Annotated in this window: 13 protein-coding genes, 1 pseudogene and 1 riboswitch; of the genes and pseudogenes, 2 read left to right on the top strand and 12 right to left on the bottom strand. The window is 43.4% G+C overall.

The features are described 5' to 3' along the window. Window positions 1-59: 59 nt before the first annotated feature. From ACFVP7_RS03575 to mneS, 12 genes are all read right to left on the bottom strand, one after another. On the bottom strand, window positions 60-257 hold the full coding sequence (locus tag ACFVP7_RS03575) for an NETI motif-containing protein (protein WP_003219403.1): 198 nt from the start codon (window positions 255-257) through the stop codon (window positions 60-62). Next, window positions 257-811 (bottom strand): DUF2179 domain-containing protein, encoded by a 555-nt coding sequence (locus ACFVP7_RS03570; RefSeq protein ID WP_009966729.1) that lies wholly within the window; start codon window positions 809-811, stop codon window positions 257-259. Before ACFVP7_RS03570 ends, ACFVP7_RS03575 begins: the two co-directional genes overlap by 1 nt. Window positions 812-1024: 213 nt before the next feature. Continuing rightward, complete coding sequence (locus ACFVP7_RS03565) at window positions 1025-1192, bottom strand: Fur-regulated basic protein FbpA (RefSeq protein ID WP_014479058.1); 168 nt, start codon at window positions 1190-1192, stop codon at window positions 1025-1027. Window positions 1193-1350: 158 nt separating this feature from the next. Then, window positions 1351-2154, bottom strand: coding sequence for a hypothetical protein (locus tag ACFVP7_RS03560; RefSeq protein WP_014479057.1), 804 nt, complete (start codon window positions 2152-2154; stop codon window positions 1351-1353). Between the two features lie 210 nt (window positions 2155-2364). Next, window positions 2365-3687, bottom strand: coding sequence for a hypoxanthine/guanine permease PbuG (gene pbuG, locus ACFVP7_RS03555; protein ID WP_003233968.1), 1323 nt, complete (start codon window positions 3685-3687; stop codon window positions 2365-2367). 135 nt (window positions 3688-3822) lie between these two features. After that, a riboswitch (purine riboswitch) is annotated at window positions 3823-3924 on the bottom strand. A 147-nt stretch (window positions 3925-4071) separates the two neighbouring features. Beyond that, window positions 4072-5538 carry a DUF4179 domain-containing protein gene (locus ACFVP7_RS03550; RefSeq protein WP_338732582.1) on the bottom strand — a complete coding sequence of 489 codons (1467 nt, stop codon included), beginning with the start codon at window positions 5536-5538 and terminating at the stop codon, window positions 4072-4074. Continuing rightward, on the bottom strand, window positions 5520-6053 hold the full coding sequence (locus tag ACFVP7_RS03545) for a sigma-70 family RNA polymerase sigma factor (protein ID WP_338732580.1): 534 nt from the start codon (window positions 6051-6053) through the stop codon (window positions 5520-5522). Before ACFVP7_RS03545 ends, ACFVP7_RS03550 begins: the two co-directional genes overlap by 19 nt. A 109-nt stretch (window positions 6054-6162) precedes the next feature. Continuing rightward, on the bottom strand, window positions 6163-7704 hold the full coding sequence (gene guaA, locus ACFVP7_RS03540) for a glutamine-hydrolyzing GMP synthase (protein WP_003244399.1): 1542 nt from the start codon (window positions 7702-7704) through the stop codon (window positions 6163-6165). A gap of 162 nt (window positions 7705-7866) precedes the next feature. Then, window positions 7867-10080 (bottom strand): DUF4129 domain-containing transglutaminase family protein, encoded by a 2214-nt coding sequence (locus tag ACFVP7_RS03535; protein ID WP_338732578.1) that lies wholly within the window; start codon window positions 10078-10080, stop codon window positions 7867-7869. Between the two features lie 21 nt (window positions 10081-10101). Continuing rightward, window positions 10102-11298 (bottom strand): DUF58 domain-containing protein, encoded by a 1197-nt coding sequence (locus ACFVP7_RS03530; RefSeq protein WP_338732577.1) that lies wholly within the window; start codon window positions 11296-11298, stop codon window positions 10102-10104. Then, window positions 11298-12260: a MoxR family ATPase gene (locus ACFVP7_RS03525; RefSeq protein WP_338732575.1), complete on the bottom strand. Its 963-nt coding sequence runs from the start codon at window positions 12258-12260 to the stop codon at window positions 11298-11300. Before ACFVP7_RS03525 ends, ACFVP7_RS03530 begins: the two co-directional genes overlap by 1 nt. A gap of 150 nt (window positions 12261-12410) precedes the next feature. Beyond that, window positions 12411-13283 (bottom strand): manganese transporter MneS, encoded by an 873-nt coding sequence (gene mneS, locus ACFVP7_RS03520; protein WP_120027855.1) that lies wholly within the window; start codon window positions 13281-13283, stop codon window positions 12411-12413. A 72-nt stretch (window positions 13284-13355) separates the two neighbouring features. Between mneS and ACFVP7_RS03515 the strand changes: the two genes are divergently transcribed. Both ACFVP7_RS03515 and gabP read left to right on the top strand, forming a co-directional pair. Next, entirely contained in the window at window positions 13356-13643 is a 288-nt protein-coding gene (locus ACFVP7_RS03515) for a hypothetical protein (RefSeq protein ID WP_338732573.1), read from the top strand. Window positions 13644-13680: 37 nt separating this feature from the next. After that, window positions 13681-15089, top strand: a pseudogene (gene gabP / locus ACFVP7_RS03510) (GABA permease). The last annotated feature ends 81 nt before the right edge of the window (window positions 15090-15170 follow it).

The raw sequence follows: 15170 nt of genomic DNA, 5'->3' as shown, positions 1-15170 counted from the left end.
GGATAATGTCAACGATATTATCGAACGATAAAAAAATTCATTCTACTAATGTTCGTGTTTTAGATCAATTTCCCTTCAAATACGATTTTTTTCCCGCACGGAACGATCTGAATTGACCCATTTTCCTTTTTTTCCATAAAAATAGGCTCTTCCATTCGCCTTACAGGCAGATATCCTTCTTCTTTCATTTGCTGAAGCACCGCATCAATCGTTTGCTGCTCTGTCACTTCAAACTTTTTCTTCTTCGGCTTTGCCATTATTCTTTAATTCTCCTCTTCTTCACCGCTTTGACCCAGAAGCCGCCGTGGATTGTTTTTGGTTCGTACGCAATAATAAAGGCTTTTGAATCAAGTGTTTTAATCGTATCATATAGCTGGAGTTCATATCTTCTCGGCGTCAGAATCTGAAGGGCTGTGCGGTCGCCTTCAAGCCCGCCTGCCACCCAGTTTGTCACGCCGTAGCCTTTTTCACGGAGCTGCTTCGGAAGATCAAGATCGAGCTCCTTCGTAATCACATTAACCATAATATAGCCAAGCGCCAATTTTTCTTCTATTTTCATGCCGACAATTACGCCAAGACCGTAACCGAGCGCGTACGCGATCACATTTTGAATCTGGTCTAAGTTATCGAGCACCAGACTCAGTCCTGTCACATAAACCAGTATTTCAATCGTACTGATGCCAGCCGCTAAATAACGCTGTCCTTTCAGCGTTAAAATCATTCTTATCGTAAAAAATGACACATAGACAATATTAATAATGAGAATTATGAGAACCATGGCTATCCCATTTGATAAGATGGTTTGCATCATTTTATTCATCCCCCTACTCTTCAGCTTGCACAAAGCATTCATATTCTACTAGAGAAATGAGCCGTTTACAATCAGCTTCACCCGTAAGCTTAAGCAAAATATTTCGACATGTTTTTATGCGTTGAACAGTAGTAGTTTACCCTCTTTCTCGCCTTTTCAAAATCAAAACAAAAAAGCCCGCTTTTCAGCAGACTCACCTCTTTATATCTATTGTCAGATCTCTTTTTTCATTTTCTGAAGGGACTTGTATTCTTTCTCAAGCTCACTCAGCGTGTAGTCAGCAAGCTGTTCCCCTCTTCCTTGATAAAATTCCGAGAGCAGTAATTTGGTTTTTAAAAATTGCTTCTTTTGATTAATTGCTCGGCGAAGTACTTCAGCCATGTCCATCATCCTCCTTAAACATAAAGGTTTTTGCGCTGGACGTTTTCAGCATTTTCCCCATCATACACGGGTTAATCCTACAAATCAACTATGTTTTTTAGATATATTTGTAAAAAGTGTGACATAAAAAAACCGGCTAGGATTAGCCGGTTTTTTCATTAAAGCGGAATCAGCGACGCCGTAAAATATTCAGAAATAAACGGCCAAGTCACTGCCGTAAACAGCAGCGCTATCGCAACCACTGCAAATACACAATAGATATAATCAATTGGTGCATCTTGTGCCGCCTGGTACACACGCTGTACATACAGCGCGATGATAAAAAAGATGGAAAACAAGATCAGCACCGTAAACAGTACTGTCAGCATTGGGATATTTACGATCGCAAAGATCAGCCAAAGGATTGAAACAGCAATTACCGGTACAAGCAATGAACCCAATACGGCAGCCGCTTCTCTGAACGTCACCTTCTGCTTCATCATATAGCGGGAGACAGCCCATATAGCAAAGACCATTACCGCGAAAAAGATCAGCAAATACACAAGAACAACTAAAAACCCGTCATAGAAAGCATGATGGCGTTCTCCGAAACCGAGCGGCCGATTCCAGCTTGCCTTTAACTGAAACCAATTCCCAATTGAAAAAATGATACTGAATATAAGCATTGAAATCAGACCGTACTTATAATGAGAAAAACCATCCGTTACGACAGTTTTCGCCGGTGATTTTAAAATCGAGAACGCAAAACCGCAATATCTGTTGATGGCTGCCCAAACAGACGCAAGCTTGTCTTTAACAGTTGATTCACCGCGTTCCTGGCGCGGTTTCTGTTTTTGTTTTTGCTTCTGCTTGCTTTGCCGGCTCGCCTTTCTGGACATTCTCGATAGCGGTTCTTCATCTGCATCTATTCTTTCACTCTGGTTAATTTCTTCTTCAAACGTTTCTTTTCTTTCTTCCGTCATGTCAGCAACTCCTATCAAAAAAATACGGCGGAATACCATTCAGCAAGAAAATAAAACACTTATATAAGGTACCGAAGCCTTCCTGAACAGTCAAGTCATTTCCATTTAAGTAAAGCATGGCGGCACATCTACATGACGGTATATCGTATGAAATGGTTTTATCTTTTGCAACAAAAAAACCAGCTGCCGGTGCAGCTGGTTTTTCATTCCTTATTTTAAGAAGATAAAGTACAGGATAAATACGATAAACAGCCCGTACATGATTGGATGAACCTCTTTGGCTTTTCCTTTGCACACCATTGTAATCGGATAGAAAATAAACCCGATGGCAATACCAGTCGCGATGCTGTACGTTAACGGCATCATGATCATGGTAAGGAAAGCAGGAACGGCCACCTCGAACTTATCCCAAGCGATTTTGCCAAGCGGCGCCACCATCAATGCACCAACAATAATAAGCGCCGGCGCTGTTACATTTGATGTAACGACTGATAGGAGCGGAGAGAAAAACGTAGCCAGTAAAAAGAGAATCCCTGTTACAATTGCGGCAAACCCTGAACGGGCACCAGCAGCGACACCTGAGCTTGATTCCACGTAAGAAGTTGTTGTAGACGTACCAAGCACGGCACCGATCACAATTGAAGATGAATCAGCTAAAAGCGCACGGCCCGCACGCGGCAATTTGTTTTCCTTCATTAAACCAGCTTGTGTCGCCACAGCAACAAGTGTACCAGCTGTATCAAAAAATCCGACAAACAAGAATGTTAAAATAACGATCAGCATTTGTACGGAGAAAATATCCGGAAGGTGAATCCACGCTTGTCCGAAAGTCGGCGCAAGGCTCGGCACACTCCCAATGATTTGAGTCGGAACCGGAACCAAACCGAAAATCATGCCGGCAACCGCTGTTAATAGCATCCCGATAAACACGCCTGCGTTGACGCGAAGCACCATTAAAATAACCGTGACAATCACACCGAAAATCGTTAACAGCACAGGACCGCTGTGAATGTTTCCGATCGTGACGAGCGTAGAAGGATTTGCAGTAATGATTCCTGAGCCTTGTAAACCAACGAATGTAATAAACAGGCCGATCCCCGCACCGACTGCTAATTTCAGCTCAGGCGGAATGGCGTTGATGATTTTTTCACGAAAACCTGTTAAAGAAAGAGCAACGAAAATAAGACCTGAAATAAAAACACCAGACAAAGCTGCCTGCCATGAAATACCCATACCAAGGACAACAGAAAACGCAAAAAACGCGTTCAGCCCCATACCCGGCGCGATGGCAATCGGATATCTCGCTATTAATCCCATTAAGATACAGCCTGCTGCAGACGCCAGCGCTGTCGCCGTAAAGACCGCACCCTGGTCAATTCTCAGCGCTTCCGGAAAATCTTTCACGCTCTCCAAAGCAAGCGTAATCGGATTGACGAACAAAATATATGCCATAGATAAAAAAGTCGTTAATCCGCCAATGATTTCATTGCGATAGCTGGTGCCCAGCTCATCAAACTGAAAAAACGTTTTCAAGCTATTTGACTCCCTTCACTCTTTGCTATTTATTCTGTCCTGAAAACGCCAAATAAAAAACGCCCCAATACATTTTGGGACGCTTGACTACAGACGGATTTCAGTTTGAATAAATAAACGTGTTTTATTTATATCAAACGAAAGAAATGTTTACGTAGTCAAGCCATTTACGGTAGCTTGGTAGAGACTTGCGAGCCATATTCCCGCGATTATACGAATTCATCTTATTTGATTTCTGTGTCTATTGTACCAAGTTCATTTTGAATTGACAATATAAACAACGAACATTACTTATTAAAAAAATTGGTTTATTCGTCTATTGACTAAATTGGCAACAATGATAAAAACCGTATGTATGGCAACATACGGCTTTTCAACTTATGATTATTTTTTTTCGGTAGGCTGACTCACTTGATGCACTGGTACAGTAAACGAGATTGACTTTAGTTGAATCAGGTGATTTAAAACGCCCTTATCAATATACAGGCCATACTCATTAAACTCAAAATGCTTTAAAGACAGCTTATCATTATAATCATCATCCAGTTCATAAGTAGATACCATTTCGGCTGTTTTCATATTTTTCACTTTAGCTATATTTGCTTTCAAATAATAACCTTCTTCATAATCACCCACTGGATCAAGCCAAGATTGCATTTTTTTCGTATCACCAAGGCCAATCGTTTCACCGATATTCACTAAGTCATTTTCATTCATGCTTGAGGTATCAATTCCAGTGAAGCGATAATGAACCAATACTTTCCTCCCTTTTTGGTTAATGTTGTTGATTTCAATCCCTATGTTTTGATGGTTTGTTTCTGAAACATGAAACGGCATCTCTGCATTTAGCGGGACAATTTCACTGCCCTCTGCCTCAGATTTAATATTTGCTATTAATGTTAGCTTTTTTGCCTTTGGATTAATTGGTGATTCTAACTGTGTTTGTCCTTTTGCTCTTACCGTTCTCTCGTTTACTTTTTTACGGTCTCCAAGTTGGATGTTTGACGCTGTCATCTCATATGTGTTTCCTAAATCATCTTTGACTTCGTTAATTTCAACCGTATCATGCTTTGCTACGCCTTGATAATCGATTGTAAATTGAAGGACAGATCCGAGCTTTCCGTTCTCCACTTGAATATTGGAAAATTGATAACGATTGTTAAGCACTGATACCACTTTTGAGCTTTCTAAATAACTCGCATTCTTTTTGGTAATAGGCAGTTTGAATCTCCAATTTCCCTGTATTTCATTGATATGAGTCATCACAAAGGGCACGGTATCCCCATTTTTTATTTCTGTCCCTTTTGTATAAAGCCTTAATTGACCAGCATATTGTTTGTTATTTAATTTTTTGAGCATTAAGGAATCGTAGTTGATTGAAAAATTATTGTTAAAACTCGCTTTACTCACATTATAACTGAGCTCTTTTTCATCAGACTGGAGGTTATCAACAGTAAAGTTATACACAAGCTGCCCGGCATCGTAATACGAGCTGTTTACCGAAACAGTGATTCCCCTTGACTCAGCTTTTTCATTCAAAGCTGTGACCAGATTGCTTTTAAACAATGATAGACCAACTTTATCTTGAAACTCCTTATAAATTTGGCCGACAATGGGTATGCTCCCCATCGCTTTGTTTACAGAAGGCAGAAAAAGACCGGACGTTAAATACAGTATACCTACCACAGCAGCAATAGCCATTCCATTTGTAATAGTTCGTGCCCATTTAAAACGGCGCCTTGTGTTACTTTCATTTTCAGCACGAACGACAGCTTGATGTATTGCTTTTTTTAGCGCTGTCTTAGGCACTTCTATGTCATCATACAACTGCTTTACTTGGTGTTTTTCCATATTTTTTTATCCTCCTTTTCCAGCTCCTGTTTTAGTGATTTTCTTGCTCTATGTAAATGTGTTTTAATTGTGCCTTCTGCCATTCCTGTTTGTTCAGCTATCATTGAAATCGAATAATCTTGAAAATAATAGAGCTGAATTGTTAACTGAACATGTTCATCAAGTGTATCCAGCGCATTGCGCAAGTCTATATATTCTTCAATATTCCTTTGGTCCGTGCCAGTGTCATGATGGCTTTCAAACGGAACTAATTCCCCCTGCTTTTTCTTCATTGCAAAAATTGAATTAATAAGAATTCGGGTGAGCCACGTTAAAAAATACTTTGGCTCTTTTAGTTTTTCTATACTGATAAAAGCTTTATAAGCTGTTTCCTGTACAGCATCAAGTGCATCTTCTTTATTTCTTAAATAGAGATAGGCTGTTTTATATAGAGTCTCCTGATGTGCCAGCATAAGCTTTTCAAAGGCTCGAGTATTTCCTTTTCTCGCCTTTGTAATCAATCTTTCTTCCTTCACCTTATCCACCTCCTATGTTGTTAGATACGAAAACTGCCGAAACGGTTTCAAAAAGTTAACAAAAAAACGCCCCTTTTGAAAAAGGGGCGTTTTTCTCATTGTTATTTACTTATTCCCACTCAATCGTCGCAGGCGGCTTACTTGTAATATCGTACACCACGCGGTTAATGTGCTTCACTTCGTTTACGATACGTGTCGAAATGACTTCAAGCACATCCCACGGGATACGCGCCCAGTCAGATGTCATGCCGTCGATTGATGTAACGGCACGAATTCCGATTGTGTAATCATATGTTCTTGCGTCACCCATAACACCAACGCTGCGGATGTCAGGAAGAACAGTGAAGTATTGCCAGATATCACGCTCTAACCCGTGATTTGCAATTTCTTCACGCAAGATTGCATCTGATTCACGAACGATTTCAAGTTTTTCTTCTGTTACTTCGCCAAGAACACGGATTCCGAGGCCCGGTCCCGGGAACGGCTGACGCCATACGATTTCATCCGGAATGCCGAGCTCTGTGCCAAGCGCGCGCACTTCGTCTTTGAAGAGCGTGTTTAACGGCTCGATCAGCTCAAACTGCATGTCTTCAGGAAGTCCGCCGACATTGTGGTGAGATTTGATCGTTTGCGCCGTTGCTGTACCGCTCTCGATGATATCTGTGTAAAGCGTACCTTGTGCAAGGTAGTCGATGCCTTTGAGCTTGTCCGCTTCATCATCAAACACGTAAATGAATTCATTACCGATGATTTTGCGTTTTTGTTCAGGATCAGAAACGCCTTTTAGTTTGTTTAAGAATCGATCCTTTGCGTCTACTTTAATCACATTCATGTTAAAGCCTTCGCTGAATGTTTTCATAACACCCTCAGCTTCGCCTTTACGGAGAAGACCATGGTCTACAAAGATACAAGTCAGCTGGTCGCCGATCGCTTTATGAATCAAAACAGCAACAACAGAGGAATCAACGCCGCCGCTTAGCGCGCAAAGAACCTGTTTGTCTCCGACCGTTTCACGGATTTTTTGCATTTCGATTTCGATAAAGTTCTCCATTGACCATTCGCCTTCGCATTCGCAAACACCGAATACAAAGTTTTTCAGAAGATCATTGCCGTATTCAGAGTGGCGCACTTCCGGGTGGAACTGAACGCCATACCATTTTTTGTCCGCTTTGCTCATTGCTGAGTTCGGGCAGTGATGGCTTGTCGCGTCAACAGTGAAGCCTTCAGGAACTTCTACAACCAAATCGCCGTGGCTCATCCAAACCACTTGTTCATTCGGAAGATCTCTGAACAAATCAGGTGTGCCTTCGATGCGGATGTTTGCTTTTCCGTATTCACGCTGGCTTGCCGCTTCAACTTTACCGCCAAGGTAATGAGTCATCAGCTGCATGCCGTAGCAAATTCCCAAAACAGGAATATCAAGCTCGAAGATTTTCTCGTCACAGCGGAAAGAGTTTTCATCATACACACTGTTTGGACCGCCGGATAAAATAATTCCTTTTGGATTCATTTTTTTAATTTCTTCAGCCGTCAATGTATGTGGATGCAGCTCGCTGTAAACACCGAATTCACGGATACGGCGTGTAATCAGCTGGTTATACTGACTGCCGAAATCAAGGACAAGAATCATTTCATTCACTAACTTTGTCATGGTTGTCACCTAATCTCCTCTAAGTTTTTTGACACAGAAAAAAACGAGGACAGATATGAAGCTCGCTCCGCCCTCTTTGGCAAGGCCGTTTGCCGGAGTCAGGCCAACTCGCTCCCAGACTCCGATAATATTCACTAATTCTAACAACACGTTGATAAGCGGTCAAGACCATCTTCTTTTAATTAAATTTTCCCATAACTCTCTGGAATCATTCCAAAGCGCTGAAGAATCTTCATTTCTGTAAAGCGCCCTTTCATAGCTTAATGTCAGCTTTGACATGTCTTCCATGTCGTATTTTTCATCGATTCGTTTTGCATAATCACGCAGCGTTTCACTGCCTCGTTTCGGCAGCCCTTTTCTCTTCAGTTGTTTCAGCAGCGCGTCATATGCCTCAAAAAACGCGTGCTGATCGCTGCGCCGCTTCAATTTCCTCACGGCGAAAACAGGAAGCCATAACGAGCGGAAAACATACAGCAATACAGCAGCCACCAAGAGGACTGCAAGAACCGCAAGCACTGCATACAAGCCCGCACCGGCATTGGTATGCGAAGCGGACGGCTTTTTAGAAACAGCTGGCTCCCGCTTTTCCTTTTGTTTTTCCTCTTTTTGCGGCTGTTTTTTCTCTTCTTTCTGTTTCTCTTTTGCTTTCTTCGGCGAGCTGCTGTTATCGCTGCCGGAGTCCTTTGTTTCAGAAGAAGTAAATTGAGCCGGATTTGTAAACCCTTTAGTCGGCTCAAATGTAACCCAGCCCTGTTCCGGGAAATACACCTCTACCCAGGAATGGGCGTTGTTATTTGTCACTTCGTAGATGCTGCCGTTTTTGTTTCCTGCTTCTTTGTATTCGCCAGACGTATAACCCTTTACCCAGCGGGCCGGAATGCCGGCCGAGCGCAAGAGCACCACCGTGGCGGAAGAAAAGTTATCACAATAACCCATTTTCGTTTCAAAGAGAAATTGATCGACATAATCCTCATCATTCTTAGGAATGGTCACGTTTTCTGTTTCATAGGTGAATGCATTTGACCCTAAATAGTCCTCAACCGCTTTCACCTTATCAAACATATTGTCGTGATCCTGAGTCAGTTTGATCGCAAGGGTTCTCACCCGATCTGGCAGTGAATCTGGAAGCTGCATGTAGCGATCGCTGAATGTGTACTCCTCACTGTTTTTTCTCACTTTTACCTTTCTCAGTTCATCCAGCTTATAAACCGGGGAATTGTACGTTACAGTATAATTCCCCATATTTCTGATTTCACCGGCTTGTTCACTGATCGGAGAAATTTGCTCCGTGTTGCCGTTCATTTCAAGTGAGACAGCCTGCTTTGGCTGAATGGTTTCCGCACCAATCGGATACATCAGATGGTTATACCCGTAGTGCTTATCGACTTTTACACGGACGGTGCGGCGCTCTGTCGCAACCTTATGGTCAAACCACAGATTTTCAACTTTTCCATTGCTAAGCTGATACGACATGCCTGTGTCTGTTTCAATCCAGCCTTTTCCGGTATACGTGTCCTTCGTTTCCACACGGAAATACGTACGCTCTTTTCCCTGCCATGTAAAAACAGGTGTAGCATCCTGCTGGAACGGGCCGCCGAGTGATTCATCATGATTCCCGTATCCGATTTTGCTTTCCCCTGCAGACACGCGGTCTTGATGAGTGATTTTTTTAAGAAAAGGCACCGGATCAGGCCAGGCCGGCTCTGATTTTGGAGCGGCGAGTCCGAATCCCGTTGCAGCCAAAACCAATACAGATAAAGGAAGAAACCATTTCAGGACAGATGTTTTTGGCAGTGTGATTCTTTCCATCAGCTTAATGCGTTCCAAGTATAAAAGGCCCAGCATAAAGAAGCCAATCAGCACGATACGGATGACGGCAAAAGTGGCATCATATGGCGTAAAGGTATCAAGAATCGTAATATACGCTACTGTCATCAAAAAGAAAAACAAAATTCTTCTCTGGTAAATCACCCAATAATGCAGGAGATAGACCAGCAGCCACAACAGCACAAAAAACAGCAGGGTCCGAAATGAAGGAATCATGTCATTCCATTGCCCTGATTGAATCAGCGTGATATTCAGATAGACATCCTGCAAAAAAGAGCTGACCCAGCTCAAGTCGAATATAGATCCTTGATAAAACAGGATGTGTATCGAGATCAATGTAAATATGACACAAAAAGGAACGGTGACAAACCACCTCATCCTGAAAAAAGTCAGCAGAAACGTCAAACCGATAAAGACACTAAAAAAGCCTGTATGTTTCGTTTCAGTAAAACTGTCAAGCGGCCTGAGCCACTCCCACAGCAATAAAAAAGCCAGAAAATAAAATAACAGCAAGCTCAAACGGCTTCCCTTGTGATCATCGTGCGGCATGTGAACCAGTCACCTCTCTTTCTAAACAACACGCGAAACTCGCCCGCCCCTCATGACCCGAACTCTGATTTGGCGTTTCATCATGCGTTCAATCATGGCATTTTCAGCTTGAGAGAGCTCAGCATCTTTCTCTTTTGCCAGTATCACCGTAACCCGGCCGCCTCCTATTTCTGCGAGGTGCAGCATATCTTCCGTTAACTGTCCCGTGACAACAACTTGATCAGCTTGGCGAACAGATGGCTTTCCCAGCTCTTCCCGTGCATATCGGCTTATCGGGTCTGCCGCATCACAATGAGCGATGGCTAAATGCCGAAGCATGTGCTTAAAATGCTGATCCCCTTCCTGAATAGGGAAAATGTTTTTTTCCTTCCCGATGGAAGCCAGGCCAGCGCCCGCGCTGTTTTTTAAAACAGAATGAAGAATCGAAGCTGTCACTGAAACGACCTCTTCGAATGCGTCTGAGGAAAAACGGTCCATCAGCAGAAACAGATTTTTGCTGCGTGAAGGCTCAAATTCCTTCGTCATCAGCTGGCTTCGCCGTGCAGATGTCTTCCAATCTAACGCAGCAAACCGGTCTCCCGGCTGATAATTCCGCACACTTGCTGCGACTGAGGAATGGTGCTGATGAATAGGAGAAGAACCGCTTACACCGTCTTCCTGATGCCTCTCATTCACCTGATAGGAAAAACGCTGAAAGAATGGATAAACAAACAGGGTATCATCCAGCTCAAAAAATGCAGTTTTTTCAATCAAGCCAAGAACATCCCCGGTTCGCACCCTGACAGAATGAAAGTGATGCTCTCCGCGCGGTACCCGAGCTAATTCATACGACATCGTCATGCTCCGTTTAAACCAAGGAAAAACGAGCCGTTTGGCCGCGGTTTCGTCTCGGTTGAAGGACTCAATTCCTTCTGGCAGGCAATCTTCAATCACCATATACATCAGCGGAAACGGCAGCTTTCTTCTCAGCGTAACCGTTACGCCCAGCCTGTCCCCCGCATGCAATTGTGTTTTATCCATTTGCCTCGAAGCCTGAAAAGAGCGGAGCGGATACAAGGCCAGCAGCCCGGCATACAAGACAAAAGGGAGAAACGCGTAAAACAAAAACCAGCTGACAAAGCCGCCCTGAAACATCGCATAAGAAAAAACAGCAGCCGTCAATAAAGTTAATATAATCAGCTTCCAACCATATACGAGCCATTGCCATTTCTTATTCATCAGCGGACCGACGACCTTTGAACCGGCACCTTCACAGCTGACATGATCTCCCTTACGATCGCTTCTGCCTGAATCCCTTCAAATTTTGCCTCAGGATGAAGCATCATCCGGTGCGGCAGCGTGAAAGGAGCTAAATATTGAATATCATCCGGTATGACATAGTCGCGATGATGCAGCAGCGCGTATGCCTGTGCCGCTTTCATGAGGGCGATTGAGCCGCGCGGACTGACGCCTAATTGAACAGAAGGATGCTGTCTCGTTTTCTGCACAATTTCAACGATATATTCCTTAATGCTGTCATCAGCACGGACATTTTGCACTTCCCGCTGTAAACGGATGAAGTCTTCTTTTGCAATAACCGGCTCAAGCGTCTCAATCGGATGGCTTTTTTCCTGAAGAGATAAGACGTCAAGCTCTTCATTAAAGGACGGATAACCCATCCGAAGTTTGAATAAAAAACGGTCAAGCTGAGCTTCCGGCAAAGGATAGGTTCCTTCATATTCGACCGGGTTTTGCGTTGCCATCACAAAAAACGGATCGGCAAGCTGCATCGTATGGCCATCTACCGTGACGCTCCCCTCTTCCATCGCTTCGAGCAAAGCCGACTGTGTCTTCGGAGAGGTACGGTTGATTTCATCGGCCAGCACGATATTTCCCATAATTGGGCCGGGACGATATTCAAATTCCATCGTTTTCGCATTATAGATAGATACCCCTGTTACATCAGATGGCAGCAAATCCGGAGTGAATTGGATTCTTTTGAAATCGGCGCCGATTGACTTTGCCAGCGCGCGGACCATCATCGTTTTTCCGACTCCGGGTACATCCTCAAGCAGCACATGCCCTTTGGAAAGAAGGGCTGTTAAGCTGAGTATGGCGATGTCTCGTTTTCCAACCATTACTCTATTAATATGTTCAACTGCTTTCCCCAGCAAAGGATGCAGGTCTTCTTGATATGCCATTCTTTTCCTCCTAGTCATCTACAAAATTCATCATAATGTAACCTAACTTTACCACAAAAAGCAATCTGTATAAAAAAACGATTCTAGCAAATTGTTTCCAATAAAGCTGGCCAAAACACACAAAAAAGCTTCCTGTGGCAGGAAGCTCAATTATTTGTGTTCTAAAGGCTCCATATGAACATGCGAATAATCAATCGCATGCTCCTCCTTCATTCTCCGCTCAATTTCATTGGCTATATCGTGGCTTTCCGTAATATTTAAATCTGCCGATACCTCAACCACCACATCAACATGAACCGTACTGCCCAAGTATCTTGCTTTTATGTCTTTTAAACGGCTCACACCGGAGATTTTTTCGATTGTCTGTTTATAAGCGGAAATGTCCTTTATGTCGAATCCATCTGTCAAAGAGTGAGATGACTCTTTAAAAATATCCCATGCGGTCTTGCAAATAAGCAGGCCGATCACAAACGCAGTGACCGTATCAATCCAAGCAAGATGGAATTGAGCAGCCACAATGCCGATAAACGTGCCGATACTGACCAATGCGTCTGATTTATTATCAGCAGCCGCAGCAAGGAGCGCCTGGCTCTTCACCTTTTTGGCCAGCCTTTTATTGTACCGATAAACGATCAGCATCAGGACTGCCCCGCCCGCTGCCGTCCAAGCCGCAATCATATCCGGCGTCTCTTGTTTAGCAGAAAAAATAGATTCTCCGGCGCTGAACAGCACTTGCAGTCCGACAACCATCATAATAAACGATGCGATAAGCGATGCAATCGTTTCCGCTCGAAAGTGGCCGTATGGATGATCTTCGTCAGGAGGCTTTTGAGAGATGCGCAGGCCAATCAGCACAGCAACAGAAGCAATAATGTCAGTTGTGTTATTTAACCCGTCTGCCGTAAGTGCTTCCGAGTGAAAAAGATAACCGATGATCAGTTTAATTGCGGAAAGAACAAGATACGCGGCAATGCTGACCAGCGCCCCGGATTCACCCTTTTTCAATTCATCATATCTCTCCATACAAAACCTCCTCCCGCTCACGTTTTCCTATTATTATCTTACAAAGCTGAACCGCAGTGGGTCTACAGAAACATGATTCACCCGCCACAGAAAAATAGTGACGATGGAACACTTTTTCTCTCATCCAATTTATTTGCTCCGCCAAAAAGCCCATCAAACCCAATGACACCAGCGCTTCTCGCATTCTATCGAATTGTAAATATTACACAAAATCATATAGCGAATAAAAAACGAAACATTTTTTCCACACATTCGCTGAAAACGCAAACAAAATACTGCAAATTTGAAATAAAACGTTATATTTTCTCACACGAATTTTCGACAAACTGTATATTTATGATAAAGTTTCAATTATCATAATATTCAGTAATGATTGCATTTTAAAAGGAGGTAACTTATGAACCAGTCTCAATCAGGATTAAAAAAGGAATTAAAGACCCGCCATATGACAATGATTTCGATTGCCGGTGTAATCGGAGCCGGCCTATTTGTAGCAGCGGTTCAGTGATTCACTCGACCGGTCCGGGTGCCATTGTTTCTTACGCGTTAGCCGGTTTATTGGTGATTTTTATTATGAGAATGCTCGGTGAGATGTCTGCCGTAAACCCGACGAGCGGATCGTTTTCTCAATACGCTCACGACGCCATTGGACCGTGGGCAGGATTTACAATCGGCTGGCTGTACTGGTTTTTCTGGGTGATCGTCATCGCGATCGAAGCCATTGCCGGTGCTGGCATTATTCAATACTGGTTCCATGATATTCCGCTGTGGCTGACAAGTTTGATCTTGACCATTGTGCTCACCCTGACAAACGTCTACTCCGTTAAGTCTTTCGGTGAGTTTGAATATTGGTTCTCCCTCATTAAAGTTGTGACTATCATTGCTTTTCTAATCGTTGGTTTTGCCTTTATTTTTGGCTTTGCACCGGGCAGTGAGCCAGTCGGTTTATCGAATCTTACAGGAAAAGGCGGATTTTTCCCGGAAGGCATCAGCTCCGTATTACTCGGCATTGTCGTTGTCATCTTCTCTTTTATGGGAACTGAAATCGTTGCCATTGCAGCAGGGGAAACATCCAACCCGATCGAATCTGTGACAAAAGCCACCAGATCCGTTGTATGGCGCATCATCGTCTTTTACGTGGGCTCAATCGCCATTGTCGTGGCGCTGTTGCCATGGAATTCAGCAAATATTTTAGAAAGCCCTTTCGTCGCTGTACTTGAGCATATAGGAGTGCCGGCAGCCGCACAGATCATGAACTTTATCGTCCTCACAGCCGTACTCTCTTGCCTGAATTCAGGTTTATACACCACATCCAGAATGCTGTATTCACTTGCAGAAAGAAACGAAGCGCCGCGCCGTTTTATGAAATTGAGCAAAAAAGGCGTTCCCGTACAAGCCATTGTGGCCGGGACATTTTTCTCTTATATCGCGGTCGTAATGAACTATTTTTCACCGGATACCGTCTTTTTATTCTTAGTCAACTCATCAGGCGCAATCGCTTTACTCGTCTATCTTGTCATCGCTGTTTCCCAGCTGAAAATGCGGAAAAAACTCGAAAAAACAAACCCAGAAGCATTGAAGATCAAAATGTGGCTCTTCCCTTTCCTAACCTACTTGACCATCATCGCCATTTGCGGAATTTTAGTGTCCATGGCGTTTATTGATTCCATGAGAGACGAGCTGCTTCTGACAGGCGTCATCACGGGAATCGTTCTGATTTCTTACCTTGTGTTCAGAAAACGCAAGGTGAGCGAGAAAGCGGCTGCCAATCCAGTCACACAGCAGCAGCCCGATATCCTGCCTTAATGCTGATCAAATCCTAAACGGCCTGCCGTTTAGGATTTTGTTATTTTCTTCTTCGGGCGGTTTGTAGCACGAAGATTTTTT

This window comes from Bacillus sp. SG20033 (assembly GCF_044570195.1).
GTDB classification, from domain to species: Bacteria; Bacillota; Bacilli; order Bacillales; family Bacillaceae; genus Bacillus; species Bacillus subtilis.
This window is presented reverse-complemented; position numbering and strand designations above follow the sequence as displayed.

Excerpts from the sequence above, each read along its gene's own strand:
- ACFVP7_RS03575 (WP_003219403.1), bottom strand. The coding sequence starts at position 257 with ATGGCAAAGCCGAAGAAGAAAAAGTTTGAAGTGACAGAGCAGCAAACG.
- ACFVP7_RS03525 (WP_338732575.1), bottom strand. The coding sequence starts at position 12,260 with ATGGCATATCAAGAAGACCTGCATCCTTTGCTGGGGAAAGCAGTTGAA.
- guaA (WP_003244399.1), bottom strand. The coding sequence starts at position 7,704 with ATGACAAAGTTAGTGAATGAAATGATTCTTGTCCTTGATTTCGGCAGT.
- ACFVP7_RS03530 (WP_338732577.1), bottom strand. The coding sequence starts at position 11,298 with ATGAATAAGAAATGGCAATGGCTCGTATATGGTTGGAAGCTGATTATA.
- mneS (WP_120027855.1), bottom strand. The coding sequence starts at position 13,283 with ATGGAGAGATATGATGAATTGAAAAAGGGTGAATCCGGGGCGCTGGTC.
- ACFVP7_RS03515 (WP_338732573.1), top strand. The coding sequence starts at position 13,356 with ATGATTCACCCGCCACAGAAAAATAGTGACGATGGAACACTTTTTCTC.
- ACFVP7_RS03570 (WP_009966729.1), bottom strand. The coding sequence starts at position 811 with ATGATGCAAACCATCTTATCAAATGGGATAGCCATGGTTCTCATAATT.
- ACFVP7_RS03550 (WP_338732582.1), bottom strand. The coding sequence starts at position 5,538 with ATGGAAAAACACCAAGTAAAGCAGTTGTATGATGACATAGAAGTGCCT.
- ACFVP7_RS03565 (WP_014479058.1), bottom strand. The coding sequence starts at position 1,192 with ATGGCTGAAGTACTTCGCCGAGCAATTAATCAAAAGAAGCAATTTTTA.
- ACFVP7_RS03560 (WP_014479057.1), bottom strand. The coding sequence starts at position 2,154 with ATGACGGAAGAAAGAAAAGAAACGTTTGAAGAAGAAATTAACCAGAGT.
- ACFVP7_RS03535 (WP_338732578.1), bottom strand. The coding sequence starts at position 10,080 with ATGCCGCACGATGATCACAAGGGAAGCCGTTTGAGCTTGCTGTTATTT.